Below are 19,590 nucleotides of genomic sequence, written 5' to 3'. Positions count from 1 at the left end.
CGTGGCCGGCCGGCTCACTTGTCCAGCGCGCTCGCGAGCGCGTCGACGTTGGCGGTCATCCAGCCGAGGTAGTCCTTGCCCTTGGGCAGGGTCTCGGTCACGGGGACGACGGGGATGCCGGCCGCCTTGGCCGCCGCCTCGGCCTTCTCGGTCTGGGGGCCGGAAGTCTGCTCGTTGTAGACCAGCGCCTTTACCTGCTTGTCGCTGAACAGGGCCAGCGTGGCCTGCAGGGTCCTGGCGGAGACGTCGTCGCCCTCCTCGATCGCCTCGCTGAACTCGGCGGGTGTCGCGTTCTTCAGTCCGCTCGCCTCGATCATGTACAGCGGCACGGGTTCGGTGATGGCCACCGCGTCCCCGCCGTGGTCCTTCTTGATCCGCGCCTCCTTCGTCTCCAGCGGCCGGAGCTTCGCCTTGAAGGTCTCGGCGTTCTTGGTGAAGCCGGCGGCGTTGGCCGGGTCGGCCTTGCCGAGGGCGGCGGCGATGCGGTCGGCGATCCTGGCGACGGTGGGGAAGTCGTACCAGACGTGCTCGTTGAGCTCGCCGCCCTTCGGAGCGGTCTTTCCGGAGACCTTGACGGCGTTGATCACCTCGGCCGAGGAGTTGCCGCTCTTCAGCATCCGGTCGACGAAGTCGTCGTAGCCGCCGCCGTTCTCGATGACGACCTTCGCCTTCGACAGCGCCAACTGGTTCTGGGTGTCGGCCTCGTAGGAATGCGGGTCCTGGTCGGGGTCGGCGATGATCGAGGTGACGTCGACCTTCGCGCCGCCTATCTGCCGGGCGATGTCGCCGTAGACGTTCGTCGAGGCGACCACCGGGACCGCGGTGGAGGCGGCCGGACTCTGCGAGCCGCTCGCGTCGCTGCCGGAGTCCGACGAACTGCCGCAGCCTGCAAGGAGGGCCAGGGAGGCGCCGGTGATCAGGGCGAGGCGCCGGGACGGGGGCGTGGGCATGGGTCCTCCGACAGGTGGGAACAGGGAGTTCGCGAGGGGTGGGCCGGTCCGGTGTCGGCCGGGCGCACGTCACGCTAGATGAAAACGAATGTCAGTACTACATCGATCCCGGCCCTAGATGAAAACCGTTGCCAAGTCTTGACGCGCCGCGTCACCGTGATCTCGCACGCCGGGGGCGATGTGCCCACGGGGAATCGGGGCTGCTCGGGGTGCGCGAAAGGCCGGCTCGGCATGGCGTCGAGCCGGGGGAGTGGGTTCCTCTGTAGGTGTCGGCCGGGCGCCGGGTCAGTCCGAGGTCGCGTTCGGGGCCGTCGTCGCGTCGGCAGCGCTCGCCGCGTCGCGCAGACCGAGCCGCAGGTGCTCCACGTGGAAGAGGGCCTGCTCGAGGAGTTCGGCGACGTGGTTGTCGTAGAGCGCGTAGATGACTGAGCGGCCGCGGCGCTCCCCTGTGACCAGGCCGAGGTTGCGCAGCAGGCGCAACTGGTGGGAGCAGGCGGACTCGGAGGGTGGCGGCTGAGAGCCTGCGGCGCAGGATTCGAAGGCGAGTTGACGTCCTTTGAGGGTTGACGTCCTTTCAGGCCAGGCTCGGTGCGCCCGGTGATGCGGCGCTTCCTGGCAGCGGGGTCCTCGCCGGGCGGCCGGCGAGCACCTCGAGGATGTTGTCGACCGCGAGGTCCACCATGGCGGCCCGCGTCGCCTCGGTGGCGGAGCCGATGTGCGGGAGCGTCACCACCCGGGGGTCACCGACCAGCGGTGACAGCTCGGCACCCATCGGTTCCCGCTCGAAGACGTCCAGCCCGGCGGAGTGGATGACCTCGTCGCGCAGCGCCCGCAGCAGCGCGTCCTCGTCGACGACGCCACCCCGCGAGGTGCTGATCAGGGTGGCGGTGGGCTTCATGGCGGCCAGTTCGGCGGCGCCGATGAGGTGGCGGGTGGCCGGGGTGAGGGGGACGTGGAGCGAGACCACGTCCGACTCGGCGAGCAGGGTGGGCAGGTCCACGGACGTGGAGAGCGCGTCGGCGGGTGCGTACGGGTCGTGGTGCAGCAGTCGCATGCCGAAGCCCTGGGCCCGGCGTGCCACCGCCCGGCCGATCTGGCCGTAGCCGACCAGGCCGAGCGTGGCGCCGTGCACGTCCAGGCCCAGGTAGTCGCCCATCCGGAACAGGTCCCACTGCCCGGCGGCCAGCGAGTCGCGGGCGGCACCGAGGCGCCTGCGGGCCATGAGGACGAGGGCGAAGGTCAGATCCGCGGTGGTCTCGGCCAGAACACCGGGAGTGTGGGTGACGACGACGCCGCGCTCGGCCGCCGCCTCCTGGTCGACCGCGTCGTACCCCATGCTCGCGAGCGCCACGACACGCAGCGAAGGGCCCGCGGCGTCCAGCAGCGCGGCATCCACCCGGTCATTGCCGAGCGCCAGAATCCCGCTCACGCCTTCCGCGTCGGTCACGACGTCCGCGGACGAGGCCAGGCGGGCCAGACCGCCGCCGGGAAGGCTCGCACGGGTGGTGAGCACACGCTGCTTCATCTGTCTCTCCTGTGGCTGTCCGAGCCGTATGAACGGGATGAATTCAACGGCGGATAATCGCGGGAAACGCTAGTCAGCACACAGCAGGGCAACAAATAAGAATTTCGCGTGACGCCATCGTTAATTCATATCCCTGCATCGGGCTCCGCTCCGGGCTCACTGAATTCCGTGATCAGTTCGTGGAACAGGTCGTGCACCGCGAGGGCCGGCTCCGACAGCGGCTGACTGTCCGACGTGCACAGCGACAGCTTGACCGGGATGGCCGGGTCGACGATCCGGCGCACCACCAGATTCCGTACGTCGAGGATCGCGCGCGCCGCCGACCAGGGCAGGACCGTCGCCCCGAGGTCGGCGCCGACCGCGCTGACCAGGGTCAGCACCGACTCGATCTCGCCGACCACCCGCGGCTTCAGCGAGGCCTGCTGGAAGGCGCCGTCGACGACCTGCCGGATGGTGTGGATGCGGCTGGGCAGCAGCAGGCCCACGTCGGCCAGGGCTTCGAGGGGGACGTCGCCCTCTCCGGGCGGCGCGGCCGCGCCCGGCGCGGCGATCAGGAACAGGTCCTCGGTGCGCAGCGGCTCGAACTGCACGCCTCGCAGGGGCCCGGCACCGTAGATGAACGCCATGTCCATACGGCCCGTCATGATCGCCTCGCTGATGACACCGCCGAAGTTCTCGTTGATGTGCAGCAGGATGTCGGGGTAGCGCTCGCGCACGCTCCTCAGCAACGGCAGCGCGAGTGCCGCGCCCATGCTGTACGGGGCCAGGCCCACGGAGACGTTCCCGGCCGGCGCCCGGCCGGAGACGTCGACCGCCGAGTGGGCGAGCTCGACCTGGCGCAGGATGAGCTGGGCGTGCCGGTACAGCGCGCGGCCCGCCTCGGTCGGGGCGACCCCGCGCTTGCTGCGGATCAGCAGTTGCTGCTTGAACTGGGCTTCCAGCGCGGAGAGCTGCTGGCTGAGCGCGGGCTGCGCGATGTGCAGGATGTCGGCCGCGCGCGTGATGCTCCCGGCATCCACGATCTTCACGAACGAGTAGAGACGCCTGGTGTCCATGCGCGGCCTGGCCTTCCAGCGTGGGGCGGGGCCTCATCGTAGGTGCCCGGCCGCCGGGGCGGACCCGGGCGCTGTGCCGTGGGTCATATCCAGCGTTGATTACGTCACGCAGAATGCATATTTGCCGCCACGTCCCGTTGGCATTACGTTCACCGAAACGCAGATTTTCGGCCGCCCCTTCCGGGAAGCCCTCGCGTATTTCGCACGAATTCCGATGGCATTGCAGACGCCGTTCCCTTCCCTGTTCTCTTCCTTTTTCCGGAGGAACTCATGACCCACACGGTCGATCTCGTGGCCGACCTCGGCGAGGGATTCGGCGCCTACACCATGGGCGATGACGAGGCGCTCCTCGATGTACTGACCTCGGCCAATATCGCGTGTGGATTTCACGCGGGCGACCCGCGGATCATGGACGCCACCGTTCGCCACTGCGTGCGGGGCGGCGTCGCCGTGGGGGCGCACCCCAGCTTTCCCGATCTCGTCGGGTTCGGCCGCCGCGCGATGGACCTGTCGCCGGACGAGGTCCGCACGGACGTGCTGTACCAGATCGGTGCGCTGCAGGCCTTCGCCGCCGCGCACGGCACCCGCGTGCAGCATGTGGCCCCGCACGGCCGGCTCGGCAACCTGGTCGCGGTCCGCCCGGACTACGCGGCCGCGGTGGCCGACGCCGTCGCCTCCCTCGACCGGTCGCTGATCGTGCTGGCCCAGGACGGCGAACTCGCCGACGCGGCCCGCGCGCGTGGCCTGCGCGTCGGCATCGTCGGGATCGCCGACCGGGCCTATCGGGACGACGGCACGCTGGTGCCGAGGAGCGAGCCCGGCGCCGTCATCCACGACGAGCAGGAGATCGCCGAGCGGACCGTCCGCATGGTGACCGAAGGAGTCATCCGCAGCGTCGGCGGCCGGGACATCCCCGTCCGCTGCGACACCGTGCTGCTGCACGGCGACACCCCGGGGGCCATCGCCCTCGCCCGCCGCATACGTGAGGAACTGCTCGCCGCAGACATCAAGATCACGGCACTCACCGACGTACTGGACGGCCGGGATGGCTGAGCCGGACGGCGACATCGTGATCGTCGACTGCGGTGACTCGGCCGTCGTCGCCCGGGCCGTGAGCGGGGACGCGGAGCGCGACTGGCAGCTCGTGCACGCGCTGGCCGACGCGTTCGAGGCCGTCCGCCTCGACGGGGTGCACGGGATCGTGCCCACGTACGACGCGCTGCTGGTCGACTTCGACTGCGCGGCCACCGATCACGAGACGGTACGGCGCGTGCTGCGACGCGAGGCCGACCGGCTCGGCGAGGGACAGCAACGGGCGGTTGCGGCAAGGCGGTTCATGGTTCCCGTGGTCTACGGGGGCGACCACGGCCCCGATCTGCCGGTCGTGGCCGAGCAATTGGGGCTCACCGAGCAGGAGGTCGTGGAGCTGCACTGCGGTGCCGACCTGACCGTCCGCTGCCTCGGCGCCCCGGCGGGCGCCCCGATGATGGACGGCCCGGCGTTCCCGAAACCCGTGCCCCGGCTGGCCTCGCCGCGTACCCGCGTCCTGCCCGGGTCGGTCGCGGTGGCCGGCCGGCAGGCGGTCATCTGCCCGATGCCGTCGCCCGGCGGCTGGCCGCTGCTGGGCCGAACGCCGTTGTCGGTGCTCGACCTCGACGCCGATCCGCTGACTCCGTACCGGCCCGGCGACACCTTCCGATTCCGGCCGATCACCCCCGAACAGTGGGACGAGTACACCGGCATGACCCTGGCGGCGTCCCATGGCTGACACCCTCACCGTCCACCGGGCCGGCCTCGCCACGGTGCAGGACCTCGGCCGGTTCGGGCGCTCGCGGTACGGCCTTCCCGTCAACGGTGCGCTCGACCAGCACTCGGCCCGCGTGGCCAACGTGCTGGCCGGCAACGACGAGGGCGCACCGCTGATCGAGATCACCGCCCTGGACTTCAGCTGCACCCCTTCGACCGACGTGCTCGTGTCCGTGACCGGCGCACCCGCGGACCTGACCGTGGACGGCGTCGCGCATCCCCAGTGGGAGCCGGTCTCCGTGCGCCGCGGCCAGACCGTCCGCATCACCGGCATCCGGGACGGCATCCGGGTCTACCTGGCCGTGCTGGGGTCTCTCAACGCCCCGCAGCTGCAAGGCAGTTGTGCCCCGGACACGATCCTGGGCTTCGGGCACACCCTGCGCGACGGCGACGAAGTCGGCCTCCACACCCCCTGCCCGCCCCTCGACCACCCGCACTTCCGCATCCCTCTGTTCCGGCTGAGGGCGCCCGTCCAGCGCTTGCACGCCACCTGCACGATCGACGTCACGGACGGCCCCGACCTCGCGGAGTTCGGTGACTCCGCCGAACGGCTCTTCCGGTCGCCGTACACCGTCAGCCCGCAGAGCAACCACATCGGGCTGCGCCTCGGCGGCGACGTACCGCGTCGGGTGGCGACCGGCGAGGTGCTCTCGCGCGGCGTCCCCGTCGGAGCCGTCGAGGTTCCCACGGGAGACGAACTGCTGGTCCTGCACCGCGGCCGCGGTGTCACCGCCGGCTACCCGGTCCTCGCGGTCGTCACGGCGACCGGTCTGTCCGCCCTGGGGCAGGTCCGACCGGGCCAGTCCCTCCGCTTCCGGCGCCGCACCATCGCCGAGGCGGTCACCGCCCACCGGGCCCAACGCCACGCCGTCGACGCCCTCAAGGCACGCGTACGCACGGTCTTCGACGCCCTGCGCATCCCCGTCCCCCAGAACCCGCACCTCCCCTAGGTCCGACCCCCGCACGGAGCCGTGAGCACCAACTCCCCGTCCCACCTCCAGACAGGAGACGCCATGAGTACCGTGGCCGCCGCTCAGCCGGTACCCAACACAGTCGACCCGAGAACGGCGAGGAAAGTCACCCTCGCCGGCTGCGTCGGCATCTTCGCCGAGCTCTACGACAACGGCATCTTCGGCTTCATGGCCGGCACGCTGGCCGCCGTCTTCTTCCCCGGTTCGGACAACGCCGTCCAGCTCGTCTTCCTCGGCTACGCCGTCTCGTTCTTCTTCCGCCCGCTCGGCGGCATCATCTGCGGTCACCTCGGCGACCGCATCGGCCGGCAGCGCATGCTCGTCTTCGTCATCATGCTGATCAGCGTCGCGACCGCGGCCATCGGCATCCTGCCGTCGCACGCCAGCATCGGCATCGCGGCGCCCGTCCTGCTCATCCTGCTGCGCGTCGCGCAGGGCTTCTCGGTCGGCGGCGAGGCCTCCGGCGCGATGAGCTTCCTCGCCGAACACGCCCCCGAGGGCAAGCGCGGCCAGTACACCAGCTACGCCCAGATCGCCTCGTTCCTCTCCCTGCTCACCGGCACCCTGATCGCCGCCGCCATGACCAGCGGCCTCGGCGCGGACCGCATGGAATCGTGGGGCTGGCGCATCCCGTTCCTGCTCGCGATCCCGCTCGGCATCACCGGCATCTACATCCGCAAGCGGATCAGCGACACCCCCAACTTCACCCGCCTGCAAGAAGGCGGCGGCCTGTCGAAGAACCCGCTCAAGGAGGCCTTCTCCTCCGCCGAGCACCGCCGCGCGATGCTGCTCGCCCTGTTCATCCCGCTGATGAACGGCTCCGGCTACTACGTGCTGTTCAGCTACATGCCGACCTTCATGAACACCGAGCTGCACTTCAGCAAGGTGCAGGGCCTGCTCGTCACCGCGACCAGTCTGGTGGCGATCTCGATCGCGATCCCGTACATGGGCCGCCTCTCCGACCGGATCGGCCGCAAGAAGGTCCTCGCGGGCGCCGCAATCGCCATGGCCCTCGCGGGAGTTCCCTGTTACCTGCTGATCGGCACCGGCAGTGTCCCGCTCGCCATCCTCGGCGCCTGCATCATGGCGGTCATCTTCGCCGGGCACACCGGCGTCATCCACATCCTGCTCGTCGAGCTCTTCCCCACCCGGGTCCGCTACTCCGCCTACGGCCTCGGCTACAACGTCTCCGCCGCCCTCTTCGGCGGCACGGCACCCCTGCTGATGACGTACCTCATCGACAAGACCGGCAACACCAACATGCCCGCCTTCTACGCGGTCCTCACCGCCCTCGGCACGCTCCTCGCCGTGTCCCGGGTGCAGGACAGGGCGCATCTGCCGCTGCGTGACGCGTAACGCCCCGTCTGGCTTCCGTACCCCCCACATCTCTCTCTAGGAGTACATCCCCATGCCCTTTTCCGACTACAGGACTGCCCTGGTGACCGGTGCCTCGACCGGAATCGGAGCGGTGGTCGTCGAACGGCTCGCCAAACAAGGGCTCCAGGTCCACGCCATCGCCCGTAACGCCGAGCGCCTCGACGACCTCGCCCGGCGTACGGGCTGCATCCCACACGCGGTGGACATCACCGACACCGCGGCCCTGACCGAGACCCTGCACGGCCTCGACATCGACGTCCTCGTCAACAACGCCGGGGTCTCCCGCACCGGAAACATCCTCACCGCCGACGAGTTCGCCGTCGACGAGCAGGTCGCGGTCAACATCCAGGCCGTACTGCACCTCGTACGCCTGCTCATGCCCGGCATGGTGGAACGCGACCGCGGCCACATCGTCAACATCAGCTCGATCGCCGGTGTCTACAACTTCGGCGGCAACACGATCTACCACGCCACCAAGGCGGCCGTGCACACGCTCTCCCGCCAGCTCCGGGTCGACGGGTACGGCCGTCGCATCCGGGTCACCGAGATCTGCCCCGGCCGGGTGGAGACGGAGATCTTCGGCCGCCTCCTCGGTGACATGGAAGAGGCCCAGCGCCAGTTCTACGACGGCTACGAGTCGCTGAAGCCCGAGGACATCGCCGACGCCATCGAGTTCGCGGTCGGCTCCCCGCGCCACGTGAACATCGGCCACGTGGAGATCCTGCCGACGTTCCAGGTGCCGGGCGGCCTCAACTTCGAGAGGCGGGCCGACTGACATGGCGATCACCGGGACGACGGTCGCTCAGCGCGTCCGGCGCATCAAGCCCTCGCCGAGCACCGCGGCCGCGCAGCGGGTCCGCGAACTGAAGGCCCAGGGCCTCGACATCCTCGACCTCACCGTGGGCGAGCCCGACTTCGACACCCCCGACCATGTGAAGGCCGCCGCGATCGAGGCGATCCGGCAGGGCGACACGAAGTACACGCCGGTCAACGGCACTCCTCAACTGCGGGCCGCCATAGTGCAGAAGCTCAGGGAGCGGCACGGACTGGACTACCCGGCCGACCGGATCGCGGTCGGCGGGGGAGCCAAGCAGGTCATCTTCCTCGCGCTGATGGCCACCCTGGACGAGGGGGACGAGGTGATCGTCCCGGCGCCGTACTGGGTGTCGTACCCGGACATGGTCCTCGCCAACGACGGCACCCCGGTTGTCGTCGACTGCCCGGAGGCGGACGGCTTCAAGCTCACCCCGCGGCGACTGGAGTCGGCGATCACCGACCGCACCCGCTGGGTGATCCTCAACGCCCCGAGCAACCCCACCGGCGCCGCCTACACCACCGCCGAACTCAAGGAACTGGCTGCGGTGTTGCTCGCGCACCCGCACGTCCAGGTCCTCACGGACGAGATCTACGACGAGATCTGGTACGAGCCCGGCGAGGTCCCCAGCCTCGCCGCCGTCGAACCCCGCCTGACCGACCGGGTGTTCCTCACCAACGGCGTCTCCAAGTCGTATGCCATGACGGGCTGGCGCATCGGCTACGGCGCCGGGCCCGCCGAACTGGTCGGAGCCGTCAACGCCCTGCAGTCGCAGATCTCCTCCTGCCCGTCGTCGATCAGCCAGGCCGCGGCCACCGCCGCACTCGCCGGCGACCAGACCTTCGTACGCGAGTGCGTGGCCGTCTATCGCGGGCGGCGCGATCTGACGGTGAAGCTCGTCGAAGACATCCCCGGCCTGTCCTGCACTCCACCGAGCGGCGGCTTCTACGCCTTCGTCAACTGCACCGGCGTACAAGGCAAACGGACACCGGCAGGCGAGGAGATCCACTCCGACGAGGACTTCGGCCGCTATCTCCTCGAATCGCAGCAGGTGGCGGTCATCCACGGTGCCGCGTACGGATCACCGGGCTACTTCCGCATCTCCTTCGCGACCTCGACCGACGTTCTGACCGAGGCCTGCGAGCGCATCGCCCGCGCCTGTGCCGACCTGTCCTGAAGGAGCGACATGATCCGCGTCAACACCAAGTTCGACCGGCCGGAACCGGCGCTGGTCCAGCAGTTGGGCAAGTACTCGGCAGCCACCATCCACGAGGCACAGGGCCGCCTGGGCGCCCTCGACTCGACGATCAAGCCGGTCGACCGCACCATGTCCCTGTGCGGGCCCGCGTTCACCGTGCGCTGCGCTCCCCGCGACAACATCATGCTGCAGGTCGCCATCGCCCACGCGCAGCCCGGCGACGTCATCGTCGTCTCGGCCGGCGAGTACGCGGAGGCCGGTTCGTTCGGTGACGTCCTCGCCAACGCGTGTGTGGCCAAGGGACTCGGCGGCCTCGTGACCGACACGGGCGTCCGCGACACAGAGGAACTGCGCGAACTGGGCTTCCCCGTCTTCTCGTTCAGCGTCTGCATGAAAGGCACGGTCAAGGAGACCGTCGGTCCGATGGCCGAACCCGTGCTGATCGGCGGTGAGATCGTCAACCCGGGAGACGTGATCCGCGCGGACGCCGACGGCGTGGTGGTCGTGCGGCGCGACGACGTGGCGGACGTGATCCGCAAGTCTCAGGATCGGGTCGAGGCCGAGGACGCCTACATCGCCGCCTACCGCTCCGGGAAAAGCGTCATCGAGGTCAGCAACCTCGCCGCGGTGCTGGAGGCGAAGGGGCTCGTCATCGACGGATAGCCGTCAGCCCCGCGGACGCGCCCCCGGCCCCGGCAGGACCGTGACCTCGGTCGGGGCGAGTGCGGCGTGTTCGTCGGAGCACTCCACGACGACCCTTACCGGGGAGCCGCAGTCGCTGTGCCGGATCTCCAGGACCGGGCCCTGCGGGTCGCCGACGTAGGTCTCGCCCCACTGGCGCAGGGCGATGAGGACGGGCCACAGATCGCGGCCCTTCTGGGTCAGCCGGTACTCGTGCCGGGTCCGGCTGCCCTGCTCCTGGTACGGAACCGTCCGCAGGATCCCGGACGTGACCAGCTTGCGGAGCCGGTCGGAGAGCACGGCGTCCGAGAGGCGCACATGGGTGCGAAAGTCGTCGAAGCGCCGGACCCCGTTGAAGGCGTCGCGCAGGATCAGCAGCGTCCACTTCTCGCCGACCAGGTCGAGGGTGCGCTGGACCGTGCAGTTCTCGGTGCTCGTCTCGAGCCACTTCATGCCGTCATCGTAGGCCACCTGGCTTCGATATTGACAGTCAGTGGAGAGCGAAGCTAGCTTCGTCGGACAGAGTCAGATGGGCCGGAGTCGGATGGCCAGGGAGGAAACGCAGCCGCATGGAACGGTCTCGTACGTACGACTGGCAGGACCCGGCGGTCTCGGCGGCCGCCGTCGGGCAGGGCACCGGGCTGGACTTCCTCCGGAGCCTCCTCGCCGGACGCCTGCCCGCACCGCCGATCGGTGCCCTGACGGGCATGGCGCTCGAAGAGGTGGACCACGGTCACGCGGTGTTCTCCCTGGTGCCCGGCGAGGAGCACTACAACCCCATCGGCAGCGTCCACGGCGGGATCTACGCCACGTTGCTCGACTCGGCGGCGGGCTGCGCGGTGCAGTCGACCCTTCCGCAGGGCATGGGCTACACCTCGCTCGATCTCACGGTGAAGTTCCTGCGCCCGATCACGGCCGACACGGGCAAGGTCCGTGCCGTCGGCAGCGTGCTCAGCAGCGGCAGGCGCACCGCACTCGCCGAGGCGCGGCTCCTCGACTCGGCGGACCGCCTGCTCGCGCACGCCACCAGCAGCTGCATGCTGTTCCCGGTGGCGGCCGCCTGACGTACAACACCCGGGTCGTTCAGCCCTGTTGCTGCCGCTCGTCCATGCCGGCCATGAGGGCCTGGTGGCTGCGGCGGACGTGTTCGCGCATCACGCGCTCCGCGCCGTCGCCGTCCTTGGCGAGGATGAGGTCGAGGACGCGGTGGTGCTCGTGGTCGGACTCGCTCAGACGGCCCGGCTGGGCGAGCGAGGTGCGGACCAGGCGCGCGTAGGCGAGCTGGTTCATGAGCGTGCGGTAGTGCGCCTCGAGCTTGCTGTTGTCCGCTCCGACGACGATCAGGTCGTGGAACTCGTGGACCAGCTGCGCGTACCGCTCGGCGTCGCCCGCGCGGACGGCGTCGTCGGCCTCGCGCATGTTGTCCTCGATGCGGGCCACTTCGGGGACGTTGCCGCGGAAGGCCAGCAGCCGGGCCGCGGCGCCCTCCAGCAGCTCCTTCATCTGGAACAGTTCGGTGATCTCCCGCCGCGACGGCACGGCGACGAACGTGCCGACCCTCGGCCGCACCTCCACCAGGCCCTCGATCTGCAACTGTTTGAGGGCCTCGCGGATGGGCGTGCGGCTGACGCCGAAGGTCTCCGACAGCGCCATCTCGGACAGGCTGGAGCGCGGCGGCAGCTCGCCACTGATGATCATCTGGCGCAGCTCTTCGGCGACCCTGGCCTGCATGCTGGTCTGCTGCAACGGCTTCCGTGCCCGTCCTGTGGGTTCTTGCATGGTACGTGAACGTAATGTGCGCCCCTGTCCGGCGTCAACTGCCGCGGCTGCCGGTCCCTGCCATGCAACGCAGCTCATGACCGAAGGATGAACGGGTCGCTCACCGGCTCCTCGCTCGTGTTGATCCACACGCTCTTCAGTCGTGTGTACTCCCGGATGACCTCCGTGCCGTGCTCGACGCCCGTGCCGCTGTTCCCGAAGCCCGAGCGCGGCGACATCGGCGACATCGACCGGTACGTGTTGGCCCACACGGTGCCCGCCTCCAGGCGTGCCGCCATGCGGTGGACGCGGTTGACGTCGCGCGTCCACACGCCCGCGGCCAGGCCGTACGCGGAGTCGTTGGCGATGGCGAGCGCCTCCTCCTCGGACGCGAACGGCATGACCGTGGCGACCGGCCCGAAGATCTCCTCCTGGCAGATGCGCATCGAGTTGTCCGTGCCGGTGAAGACCGTGGGGGAGTAGAAGTACCCGCCGAGTCCGGTGTCCGGGCGCGCGCCGCCCACCACCACCTTGCCGCCCTCCGCAAGGCCCAGGTCCACGTACGACTCGACCTTCGTCAGCTGGTCCGCCAGGGCCAGCGGGCCCAGCTCGGTCGTCTCCTGAAGCGGGTCCCCGATGCGGATGGTCGTGGCGCGAGCCGTCACGCGCTCCAGGACCTCGTCATAGACGTCCTCGTGGACCAGTACGCGGCTGCCCGCCACGCAGGTCTGGCCCGCGGCCGCGAAGATGCCGGCGATCACGCCCATGGAGGCGGAGGTGAGGTCGGCGTCGGGGAAGACGATGTTCGGGGATTTTCCGCCGAGTTCGAGGGTGCAGCGTACGAAGCGGTCGGCGCAGGTGCGGGCGATACGGCGGCCCGTCTCGGTGGAGCCGGTGAAGGTCACCTTGGCCACGTCGGGGTGTTCGGTGAGCGGGGCTCCGGCGGTCGAGCCGAAGCCGGTGACGACATTGACCACGCCCGGTGGGAAGCCGGCCTGTTCGAAGAGCGGGGCGAGGGCGAGGAGGGAGGCCGAGGTGTGTTCCGACGGTTTGACGACGACCGTGTTGCCTGCGGCCAGGGCGGGGGCGAGTTTGGTGGCGGTGAGGAGGAGAGGGGAGTTCCAGGGGGTGATCGCGCCGACCACGCCGACCGGTTCGCGCAGGGTGTAGTTGAGGAGGTCGCGGCTCGCGCCCGGGATGACCTCGCCGTGGATCTTGTCGGCGAGGCCGGCGTAGTAGTGGAAGTACTCGGGCAGGCCCGCGAGTTGGGCTCGCATCTCGCGGAGGAGCTTGCCGTTGTCGAGGGTTTCTGTTCGGGCGAGTTCCTCTGCGTGGTCGCCGATGAGGTCGGCGAGGTTGCGGAGGAGGCGGCCTCGTTTGGTTTGGCTGAGGTCGCGCCAGCGGGGGTCTTCGAAGGCGGTGCGGGCTGCTCTGACCGCGCGGTCGATGTCCTCGGCGGTGCCGTTCGCCGCCTCGTACCAGGGCTGGGCTGTGGTGGGGTTGAGGCTTTCGAAGTACTCGCCGGAGGCCGGAGCGGTCCATTCACCGGCGATGTAGTGCTGGTGGCGGGGGAGGGGGGTCATGACGGTAGCTCCTCGGCTGCGGGTTGACTGTGGTTGCTCGCGCTCACGCGGCGGAGCCGCACATCGATACAGTCCCGCGCCCTGATGTGGTTGAGGATCGCGGTGGTCAGTTCGTCCGGGCGTTCCAGCGGAAGCAGGTGGCGTGTCCCCGGCACGATCAGTACCCGGGCGTCGGGGATCCGTTCGGTCAGCAGCCGGGACATCGCCGCAGTCGAGCCGGGATCGTCCGAGCCCGTCACCGCCAGCGTCGGTGCCGTGATCTCGGGCAGGCGGGGCCACAGTTCGGCGTCTGCAGTGGCGAAGACGTCGTAGCAGGCCAGGTAGGACGTACGGTCGTTGTCCAGCATGGTGGTGAGAACGGACCACGCCAGCTCCGGCTCCCTTGCCCGCCATTCCGGCGAGAACCACCGCTCCACCGCCGCGTGTGCCGAGGCCGCGAAGTCCTCCTGGGCCCGCTCCCGTCGCCGTAGAACCGATGCCCGCTCCTCCCGCGATCGCCCGGCGACCGAGCTGACCAGAGTGAGCGAGGCCGTCAACTCGCGCTGCTCGATGGCGAGTTGCTGTGCGACCAGCGCACCGAGTGAGAAGCCCACCAGGTGTGTCGGGCCCTCCAGGAGCGCCGCCACGTCGACCGCCAGTTCCCGCAGGGACACCCCGGGCGCTGCCGCCGGTGAGAGGCCGTGGCCGCGCAGGTCGACCAGGGTGACACGGTGTCGTTCGGCCAGTGCGGGCAGGCAGCGTTCCCACATGGTGCGGTCGAGACCCACGCCGTGGAGCAGGACGAGATCGGGGCCCGTACCGTGCACCTCGTGGTCCAGCGCCACCATCGTGGTCACTGCTCCGTCGACAACGGCGCAAGCCGAGCCTGCGGCCTTCCCTGTGCCGCCGCCGCCAACCCGATCACGATCTCGTCGGCCCGCGGCCCGTCCGGCACCCGTGCCTCGATCGTCTGGTGGTGGGAGCGGACCGTCGCGTCCGTGATGTGCTTGAGCGGGATGTCGAAGACCGTTCCGGCCGCCGCCCGCTTCTCGACCGCGGGCAGCAGGGTGGTCGCATCGGCCGCCTTGCGGAAGTGGTCGCCGAACTTCAGCGTGTGGATCAGCGCCGAGCCGTGCTCGATCTCCCCGTCCAGGCCGACGATCGCCGCCTTGCCGTACGCCTCCACCGGGGCGCCGAGCGCCTCGACCACGCGCGGTGCCAGCAACTCGCCCAGTTTCGGGGCCACTTCGTCGATTCCCGGCAGCAGGTCGTCGACGAAGCCCTGTCCCGCCCACGGGTTCTCGATCACGGCGAGGACGACCGCCGTCCGGGCCGGTGGGTCGACGGGGCGGCCGCCCTCCGTGTGGATGTCCTCCGTGAAGGTGATGATCTTGCGGACGTTCATCGGGCGCTCTCCAGTTTCTCCAGGTCGGCGAGACGGACGGCGGGATCCGTACGGCGGTCTCCGATACGGGCGTTGGGGCGGGGGCCGGACGACGCGGCGGCGACCACGACGAGCTCGTCAGGGCGGGGCGCGTCCGGGATCCGGATCTGCACGGTCTGGTAGTGGGTGCGTGTCGCCGCGGCCGTCTTGTGCCACAGGGGGACGGTGAGCGGCTCACCGGCCGGCAGGCGGTCGTCGCTGAAGACGATGATCGACGTGCCCTCGGTCAACTCCCGCAGGACGTTGCCGAAGTACGGGGTGTGGATCAGAGCCGAGCCGTGCTCGATCTCCCCGTTCAGGCCCACCACGGCCGCCTTGCCGAAGGCCTCGACGCGGTCGACGCCGCCCAGTGTCTCGATCAGCCGACCGGTGAGGATCTGGGCCAACTCCGGTGCGACGGCCTCGACTTCGGGCTGCAGGTCGCCCACGAAACCGCGCCCGGCCCACGGGTTGCGGATGACCGCGGCCGCCGCGACCCGCCGTACCGGAGTCGCCACCGGGCGGCCGAGTTCCAGCAGCACCTCGTCGACGACGGTCACGATCTTGCGGATGTCGCAGGAGGCGCGGCTCATGCGGTGAACTCCGGCATGACCTTCTCCGCGAACAGCTCCAGGCTGCGCATCGCCTTGCGGTGCTCCAGGCCGGGGTGCGTGGTCCACAGGAGCAGGTGCTCCAGGCCCACCTCGTCGCGCAGCTCGGCCACCTTCTCGGCGACGTACTCGGGCGTGCCGACCAGCAGGTTCCTGTTCTGCAGGAAGTCGAAGGACAGCTCGTGCGCGTCGGTGAGCTCCTCGCCCGCCTCCATGAGGTTGCTCAGGCCCCGCCAGTGCATGATCCAGCGGTACGTCGTCATCAGCGCCTCCTCGAAGTCGGCGCGGGCCTGCTCCATGGTGTCGGCGACGTACACGTCCCGGACCAGACCGATGCCCTCGCCGAGCGCGTACTCGCGGCCGGAGGCCTCGCTCGCCGTGGACCGGTAGAGCTCGAACCGCTCCTTCAGGGCGGATACCGGCGGCAGCCAGAACAGGCCCTGGACGCCGTCCGCCGCTGCCGCCGCGATCGAGCGGGGACTGTCGATGACCTGCCACAGCGGCGGGTGCGGGCGCTGCAAGGGGAACGGCGTGACCTGCATCTTCGTGATGGCGCCATCGGAGGTGTAGTCGTCCGTGGCGGGGGAGAGCGGGTGGTTCCACTTCACGCCGGGGGACGGGAACTCGTAGAAGCGGCCCTTGTGGGAGAAGAACTCGCCGCTCCACGCCTTGCGCAGGATCTCGACCGTCTCGTCGTACAGCGCCCGGTTCTGCTCCTGGTCGCGCGGGTCGGCGAGGGCGTTGAGGTTGAGTGCCTCCCTGCCGTACAGACCGCGGCCGAGGCCGACCTCGACGCGGCCGCCGGAGAGCTGGTCGAGCATCGCGATGTCCTCGGCCAGCCGCAGCGGGTGCCAGAAGGTGGCGATGGAGGCCGCCTGGCCGATGCGGATGCGTGACGTGCGGGCGGCGATGTCGGCGCCCATGAGGACCGGGTTCGGGGTGATCTCGATCGCCTCGTGACCGAAGTGGTGCTCGGTGTACCAGGTGGACCAGAAGCCGGCCTGATCTGCCGCGATCGCGAACTCGCGGGCCTCGTCCATGACTTGGGCGTACTCGCCGAGCCGTCCGGGCGCTCCGAGGTTGTGGAATATCGAGAACCGCATCCCGTGACCTTCCCTCTCTCGCTGTGCCATGGCAGTGAGGCTAGGAGTCCGGATCGGAGGCGTCAAGGGTTAACCACTCCGAAACAAGTCTGACCTGTGTATTTGATCGCCTCACCGGCAATCACCAGGCTTTTCTGAATGAGGTGTTGACACCGACTCACCCCCTCCCTACGGTCCTCTGCCATACAAGAGCTGACTGAGGGACCCACCATGACCCACACTCTTGACCGCACCGCCGGCGCCGCCGACCGCACCTCCCGGATCCGCTCCGCCTGGCGGGCCGCCTGGGACCAGGGGCACCTCGAGGCCCTGGACGACCTGCTCAGCCCCACCTACGTCCGCCGCCGCGGACCTGCCTCCGTCGCGCAGGACCGCGACCAGCTCAAGGACTCCATCCGCGCCGTGCGCGAGGCCTTCCCCGACCTGCGCACCGAGATCGAGGACATCGTCGAGGACGGCGACCGGCTGGCGATCCGCTGGCGCAGCACCGGCCGGCACACCGGCGCCTTCCTCGGCGTGCCGCCCACCGGGAGGCCCGTCGAGGTGTCCGGCGCCACCTTCGCCCGTTTCGACGGGCCGTCGGTCACCGAGGAGTGGGTGACCTTCGACTCCCGGCAACTTCTGGAGGCGCTCGGGATCATCACCACCGGTCATCGCGCCGCGGTCGACGCCGACCTGGTGCGCGGGGTGCACCGCAAGTTCATCACCGGCGTCACCGTGGTGACCACCGACGACGACGGCACGCCGCGCGGCCTCGCGGTCAACGCCTTCTCCAGCATCTCCCTCGACCCGCCGATGGTCCTGGTCTGCGTGCAGCACAGCTCCAGCACCCATCCCGCGCTGCACCGGGCGAGCCATCTCGGCATCAGCATCCTGGCCGCCGACCAGCTCGACGTCGCCAAGGTCTTCGCCTCGAAGGGCGACGACAAGTTCGCGCAGGTCGGCTGGACGCCGGGTGCCTTCGGAGCCCCGCTGATCGACGGGTCCTGCGCCCAGTTGGAGGTCGAGATCGGCGAACGTCTGGAGGCCGGCAGCCACACCGTGTTCACCGGCCGGGTGGTCTCCGCCCGGCACGACGACCTCGCCCCGCTGGTCTACAGCGGCGGCGGCTTCTTCGACATCTCGCACACGGCGCCGTTGCCGTGGTGACCCTCCTCCTCCCCGGGAGCACCGCATGACAGAAGGAACACCGGCGCCGGTCTACGGCAGCGCGGTCACCAAGGTCGAACCCTTCGGTGTCGACCACATCCCCGACAACGAGCGGCACGGCAGGCCCAGTTCGCAGTTCTTCGTGTGGTTCGCGGCCGGCCTCAACTTCCCGATCATCCTGCTCGGCTTCAGCGCGGCCTGGTTCGGGCTGAGCTTCTCCGCCGCCGTCACCGCCATCGTCATCGGGGCGGCGCTCGGCTCGCTGCTGATGGCGGTCATGTCCCGGATGGGCGTCCGGCTCGGGGTGCCGCAGCAGATCCAGGCCCGCGGTCCGCTCGGTTTCTTCGGCAACTTCCTGCCGGTGGCCTACATCAACGTCTTCGCCGGTGTCGGCTGGGCGGCGGTCACCGTCATCCTGGGCGGCAAGGCGTTCGCGGAGCTCACTCATCTGCCGTTCTGGCTGTGCGCCGGGGTACTCACCGCGGCCGAGCTGGTGGTGTCGATCTACGGCTACAACATGATCAACTACCTCCAGAAGGTGCTGACTTACGTCCTGACCCCGCTCTTCCTCCTGATCACCGTCGTCGCGGTGGTACGAGGCGGCAGCCTCTTCCACGCCGACCCGAAGGCGTCCGGATACATCGGCTCCACCGGCGGCTGGGTCACCTTCGGCGGCTGGTTCCTGTCCTTCCTGGTGGCCTGGGCGCCCTTCGCCTCGGACTACTCCCGCTATCTGCCGGACACCCCCGACGTCGTCACCCGCACCGCCTGGTACACGGGCCTCGGCAACTTCGTCACCATCTGCTGGCTCGGCATCCTGGGCGTGGTCGTCGGCGGCAGCGCGACCAGCTCCGACTCGATCACCGCCCTGCACGAACTGGCCGGTCCCTTCGCGATCCCCGCCCTGCTCGCCGTCGGCCTGTCCGCACTCGCGCAGAACTTCCTCAATGTCTACGGTGGCGCGATCTCCGTACAGACGCTGAAGATCCCGGTCAGCCGCTCCCAGGCGGTCACCGTCATCTGTCTGCTCGCCTACGCGATCAGCCTGTGGGGTGCGTCGGGCACGGAGGACAAGTTCAAGGTGTTCCTCAACCTCACCGCGTACTTCATCGCCCCCTTCGCGGCGGTCCTGCTGCTCGACTTCTACCTCGGCGGCCGCTCCGACCCGTCCCGCATCGCCGAGCTCTACGACCGGCGCCGGGTGCTGGACTGGGGTTTCGTCGCCTGGGCCGGAGGGGTGGCCGCCTCGGTGCCGTTCTGGCAGTCCAGCTTCTACACCGGGCCGTTCTCGAAGGCCTTTCCGGGTGCGGGGGACCTGAGCATGTTCGTTGCGGCGGGCGCCGGGGTGGTGCTGTATCTGCTGACCTACCGGCTCAAGCCGCTGTGGGTCCGCGAGTCGTCCGGCGGTTCCCCTGACGTGACCACCAACGAGCCGTCGGCCGCGATCTCCTGACGGTGTATCAGGGCCGGGCTCCGCCTCTTCGGGGGCGGTGCCCGGCTCTTCGTCGTACCCGGTCCTCCCGGGCGGCTTACGGGGACCTTCCATCGCGGAAATCCTCCCGTAACGCCCGTCGCGTCTACTGGTAGGCAACAACGATTCACCACAG

General features: G+C 69.6%; 20 protein-coding genes and 1 pseudogene. 10 read left to right on the top strand and 11 right to left on the bottom strand.

The window, feature by feature from the left end; translation table 11 throughout:
• Nucleotides 1-14 precede the first annotated feature (14 nt).
• The 4 genes and pseudogenes from OG303_RS09805 to nac all read right to left on the bottom strand — a co-directional run bounded on the left by OG303_RS09805 (nt 15) and on the right by nac (nt 3,530).
• Entirely contained in the window at nt 15-950 is a 936-nt protein-coding gene (locus OG303_RS09805) for a metal ABC transporter solute-binding protein, Zn/Mn family (RefSeq protein WP_405866889.1), read from the bottom strand.
• 285 nt (nt 951-1,235) lie between these two features.
• Nucleotides 1,236-1,448, bottom strand: a pseudogene (locus tag OG303_RS09800) (ArsR/SmtB family transcription factor); the annotation flags it as partial.
• Nucleotides 1,449-1,524: 76 nt separating this feature from the next.
• Nucleotides 1,525-2,475, bottom strand: a complete 951-nt coding sequence (locus tag OG303_RS09795; protein WP_405866887.1) for a 2-hydroxyacid dehydrogenase — start codon at nt 2,473-2,475, stop codon at nt 1,525-1,527.
• A 125-nt stretch (nt 2,476-2,600) separates the two neighbouring features.
• Nucleotides 2,601-3,530, bottom strand: a complete 930-nt coding sequence (gene nac, locus OG303_RS09790; protein ID WP_405866885.1) for a nitrogen assimilation transcriptional regulator NAC — start codon at nt 3,528-3,530, stop codon at nt 2,601-2,603.
• A 270-nt stretch (nt 3,531-3,800) separates the two neighbouring features.
• On the opposite strand from nac, the gene OG303_RS09785 reads away from it, so the two are divergent.
• From OG303_RS09785 to OG303_RS09755, 7 genes are all read left to right on the top strand, one after another.
• Nucleotides 3,801-4,583 (top strand): LamB/YcsF family protein, encoded by a 783-nt coding sequence (locus OG303_RS09785; RefSeq protein ID WP_405866883.1) that lies wholly within the window; start codon nt 3,801-3,803, stop codon nt 4,581-4,583.
• Nucleotides 4,576-5,298 (top strand): allophanate hydrolase subunit 1, encoded by a 723-nt coding sequence (locus tag OG303_RS09780; protein WP_405866881.1) that lies wholly within the window; start codon nt 4,576-4,578, stop codon nt 5,296-5,298. Before OG303_RS09785 ends, OG303_RS09780 begins: the two co-directional genes overlap by 8 nt.
• Nucleotides 5,291-6,286, top strand: a complete 996-nt coding sequence (locus tag OG303_RS09775; RefSeq protein WP_405866879.1) for a biotin-dependent carboxyltransferase family protein — start codon at nt 5,291-5,293, stop codon at nt 6,284-6,286. Before OG303_RS09780 ends, OG303_RS09775 begins: the two co-directional genes overlap by 8 nt.
• Nucleotides 6,287-6,349: 63 nt before the next feature.
• Nucleotides 6,350-7,663 (top strand): MFS transporter, encoded by a 1,314-nt coding sequence (locus OG303_RS09770; protein ID WP_405866877.1) that lies wholly within the window; start codon nt 6,350-6,352, stop codon nt 7,661-7,663.
• A gap of 52 nt (nt 7,664-7,715) precedes the next feature.
• Nucleotides 7,716-8,459 carry an SDR family oxidoreductase gene (locus OG303_RS09765; protein WP_405866876.1) on the top strand — a complete coding sequence of 248 codons (744 nt, stop codon included), beginning with the start codon at nt 7,716-7,718 and terminating at the stop codon, nt 8,457-8,459.
• Nucleotide 8,460: 1 nt separating this feature from the next.
• Complete coding sequence (locus OG303_RS09760; RefSeq protein ID WP_405866874.1) at nt 8,461-9,675, top strand: aspartate transaminase; 1,215 nt, start codon at nt 8,461-8,463, stop codon at nt 9,673-9,675.
• Nucleotides 9,676-9,684: 9 nt separating this feature from the next.
• Nucleotides 9,685-10,359, top strand: coding sequence for a 4-carboxy-4-hydroxy-2-oxoadipate aldolase/oxaloacetate decarboxylase (locus OG303_RS09755; RefSeq protein WP_405866872.1), 675 nt, complete (start codon nt 9,685-9,687; stop codon nt 10,357-10,359).
• Between the two features lie 3 nt (nt 10,360-10,362).
• On the opposite strand, the gene OG303_RS09750 is transcribed toward OG303_RS09755, so the two are convergent.
• Nucleotides 10,363-10,830: a winged helix-turn-helix transcriptional regulator gene (locus OG303_RS09750; RefSeq protein WP_405866870.1), complete on the bottom strand. Its 468-nt coding sequence runs from the start codon at nt 10,828-10,830 to the stop codon at nt 10,363-10,365.
• A gap of 116 nt (nt 10,831-10,946) precedes the next feature.
• Between OG303_RS09750 and OG303_RS09745 the strand changes: the two genes are divergently transcribed.
• Nucleotides 10,947-11,441, top strand: a complete 495-nt coding sequence (locus tag OG303_RS09745; RefSeq protein ID WP_405866868.1) for a PaaI family thioesterase — start codon at nt 10,947-10,949, stop codon at nt 11,439-11,441.
• Nucleotides 11,442-11,460: 19 nt separating this feature from the next.
• On the opposite strand, the gene OG303_RS09740 is transcribed toward OG303_RS09745, so the two are convergent.
• The 6 genes from OG303_RS09740 to OG303_RS09715 form a co-directional block, all read right to left on the bottom strand.
• Entirely contained in the window at nt 11,461-12,156 is a 696-nt protein-coding gene (locus tag OG303_RS09740) for a GntR family transcriptional regulator (RefSeq protein ID WP_405866866.1), read from the bottom strand.
• 74 nt (nt 12,157-12,230) lie between these two features.
• Nucleotides 12,231-13,718, bottom strand: coding sequence for an aldehyde dehydrogenase (locus OG303_RS09735; RefSeq protein ID WP_405866864.1), 1,488 nt, complete (start codon nt 13,716-13,718; stop codon nt 12,231-12,233).
• Nucleotides 13,715-14,545 carry an alpha/beta fold hydrolase gene (locus OG303_RS09730; protein ID WP_405877157.1) on the bottom strand — a complete coding sequence of 277 codons (831 nt, stop codon included), beginning with the start codon at nt 14,543-14,545 and terminating at the stop codon, nt 13,715-13,717. The genes OG303_RS09735 and OG303_RS09730 overlap by 4 nt, the downstream gene beginning before the upstream one ends.
• A 5-nt stretch (nt 14,546-14,550) precedes the next feature.
• Complete coding sequence (locus OG303_RS09725; RefSeq protein ID WP_405866862.1) at nt 14,551-15,102, bottom strand: amino acid synthesis family protein; 552 nt, start codon at nt 15,100-15,102, stop codon at nt 14,551-14,553.
• Complete coding sequence (locus tag OG303_RS09720) at nt 15,099-15,713, bottom strand: amino acid synthesis family protein (RefSeq protein ID WP_405866860.1); 615 nt, start codon at nt 15,711-15,713, stop codon at nt 15,099-15,101. Before OG303_RS09720 ends, OG303_RS09725 begins: the two co-directional genes overlap by 4 nt.
• A complete protein-coding gene (locus tag OG303_RS09715) occupies nt 15,710-16,864 on the bottom strand; it encodes an LLM class flavin-dependent oxidoreductase (protein WP_405866858.1) in 1,155 nt (384 codons plus the stop codon). The genes OG303_RS09720 and OG303_RS09715 overlap by 4 nt, the downstream gene beginning before the upstream one ends.
• 180 nt (nt 16,865-17,044) lie before the next feature.
• On the opposite strand from OG303_RS09715, the gene OG303_RS09710 reads away from it, so the two are divergent.
• Together OG303_RS09710 and OG303_RS09705 are read left to right on the top strand one after the other, a co-directional pair.
• Nucleotides 17,045-17,983, top strand: a complete 939-nt coding sequence (locus OG303_RS09710; protein ID WP_405866856.1) for a flavin reductase — start codon at nt 17,045-17,047, stop codon at nt 17,981-17,983.
• A gap of 25 nt (nt 17,984-18,008) precedes the next feature.
• Nucleotides 18,009-19,436, top strand: a complete 1,428-nt coding sequence (locus OG303_RS09705; protein ID WP_405866854.1) for a purine-cytosine permease family protein — start codon at nt 18,009-18,011, stop codon at nt 19,434-19,436.
• Nucleotides 19,437-19,590 lie beyond the last annotated feature (154 nt).

This window comes from Streptomyces sp. NBC_00005, assembly GCF_045160215.1.
GTDB lineage: Bacteria > Actinomycetota > Actinomycetes > Streptomycetales > Streptomycetaceae > Streptomyces.
Note: the sequence above shows the minus strand (reverse complement) of the source record. Positions and strands in the feature narration are given on the sequence as shown.

Coding starts and splice junctions, on each gene's coding strand:
- OG303_RS09740 (WP_405866866.1), bottom strand. CDS start 12,156: ATGCAAGAACCCACAGGACGGGCACGGAAGCCGTTGCAGCAGACCAGC.
- OG303_RS09805 (WP_405866889.1), bottom strand. CDS start 950: ATGCCCACGCCCCCGTCCCGGCGCCTCGCCCTGATCACCGGCGCCTCC.
- OG303_RS09720 (WP_405866860.1), bottom strand. CDS start 15,713: ATGAGCCGCGCCTCCTGCGACATCCGCAAGATCGTGACCGTCGTCGAC.
- nac (WP_405866885.1), bottom strand. CDS start 3,530: ATGGACACCAGGCGTCTCTACTCGTTCGTGAAGATCGTGGATGCCGGG.
- OG303_RS09715 (WP_405866858.1), bottom strand. CDS start 16,864: ATGGCACAGCGAGAGAGGGAAGGTCACGGGATGCGGTTCTCGATATTC.
- OG303_RS09785 (WP_405866883.1), top strand. CDS start 3,801: ATGACCCACACGGTCGATCTCGTGGCCGACCTCGGCGAGGGATTCGGC.
- OG303_RS09735 (WP_405866864.1), bottom strand. CDS start 13,718: ATGACCCCCCTCCCCCGCCACCAGCACTACATCGCCGGTGAATGGACC.
- OG303_RS09765 (WP_405866876.1), top strand. CDS start 7,716: ATGCCCTTTTCCGACTACAGGACTGCCCTGGTGACCGGTGCCTCGACC.
- OG303_RS09705 (WP_405866854.1), top strand. CDS start 18,009: ATGACAGAAGGAACACCGGCGCCGGTCTACGGCAGCGCGGTCACCAAG.
- OG303_RS09710 (WP_405866856.1), top strand. CDS start 17,045: ATGACCCACACTCTTGACCGCACCGCCGGCGCCGCCGACCGCACCTCC.
- OG303_RS09760 (WP_405866874.1), top strand. CDS start 8,461: ATGGCGATCACCGGGACGACGGTCGCTCAGCGCGTCCGGCGCATCAAG.
- OG303_RS09780 (WP_405866881.1), top strand. CDS start 4,576: ATGGCTGAGCCGGACGGCGACATCGTGATCGTCGACTGCGGTGACTCG.
- OG303_RS09770 (WP_405866877.1), top strand. CDS start 6,350: ATGAGTACCGTGGCCGCCGCTCAGCCGGTACCCAACACAGTCGACCCG.
- OG303_RS09775 (WP_405866879.1), top strand. CDS start 5,291: ATGGCTGACACCCTCACCGTCCACCGGGCCGGCCTCGCCACGGTGCAG.
- OG303_RS09730 (WP_405877157.1), bottom strand. CDS start 14,545: ATGGTGGCGCTGGACCACGAGGTGCACGGTACGGGCCCCGATCTCGTC.
- OG303_RS09755 (WP_405866872.1), top strand. CDS start 9,685: ATGATCCGCGTCAACACCAAGTTCGACCGGCCGGAACCGGCGCTGGTC.
- OG303_RS09745 (WP_405866868.1), top strand. CDS start 10,947: ATGGAACGGTCTCGTACGTACGACTGGCAGGACCCGGCGGTCTCGGCG.
- OG303_RS09795 (WP_405866887.1), bottom strand. CDS start 2,475: ATGAAGCAGCGTGTGCTCACCACCCGTGCGAGCCTTCCCGGCGGCGGT.
- OG303_RS09725 (WP_405866862.1), bottom strand. CDS start 15,102: ATGAACGTCCGCAAGATCATCACCTTCACGGAGGACATCCACACGGAG.
- OG303_RS09750 (WP_405866870.1), bottom strand. CDS start 10,830: ATGAAGTGGCTCGAGACGAGCACCGAGAACTGCACGGTCCAGCGCACC.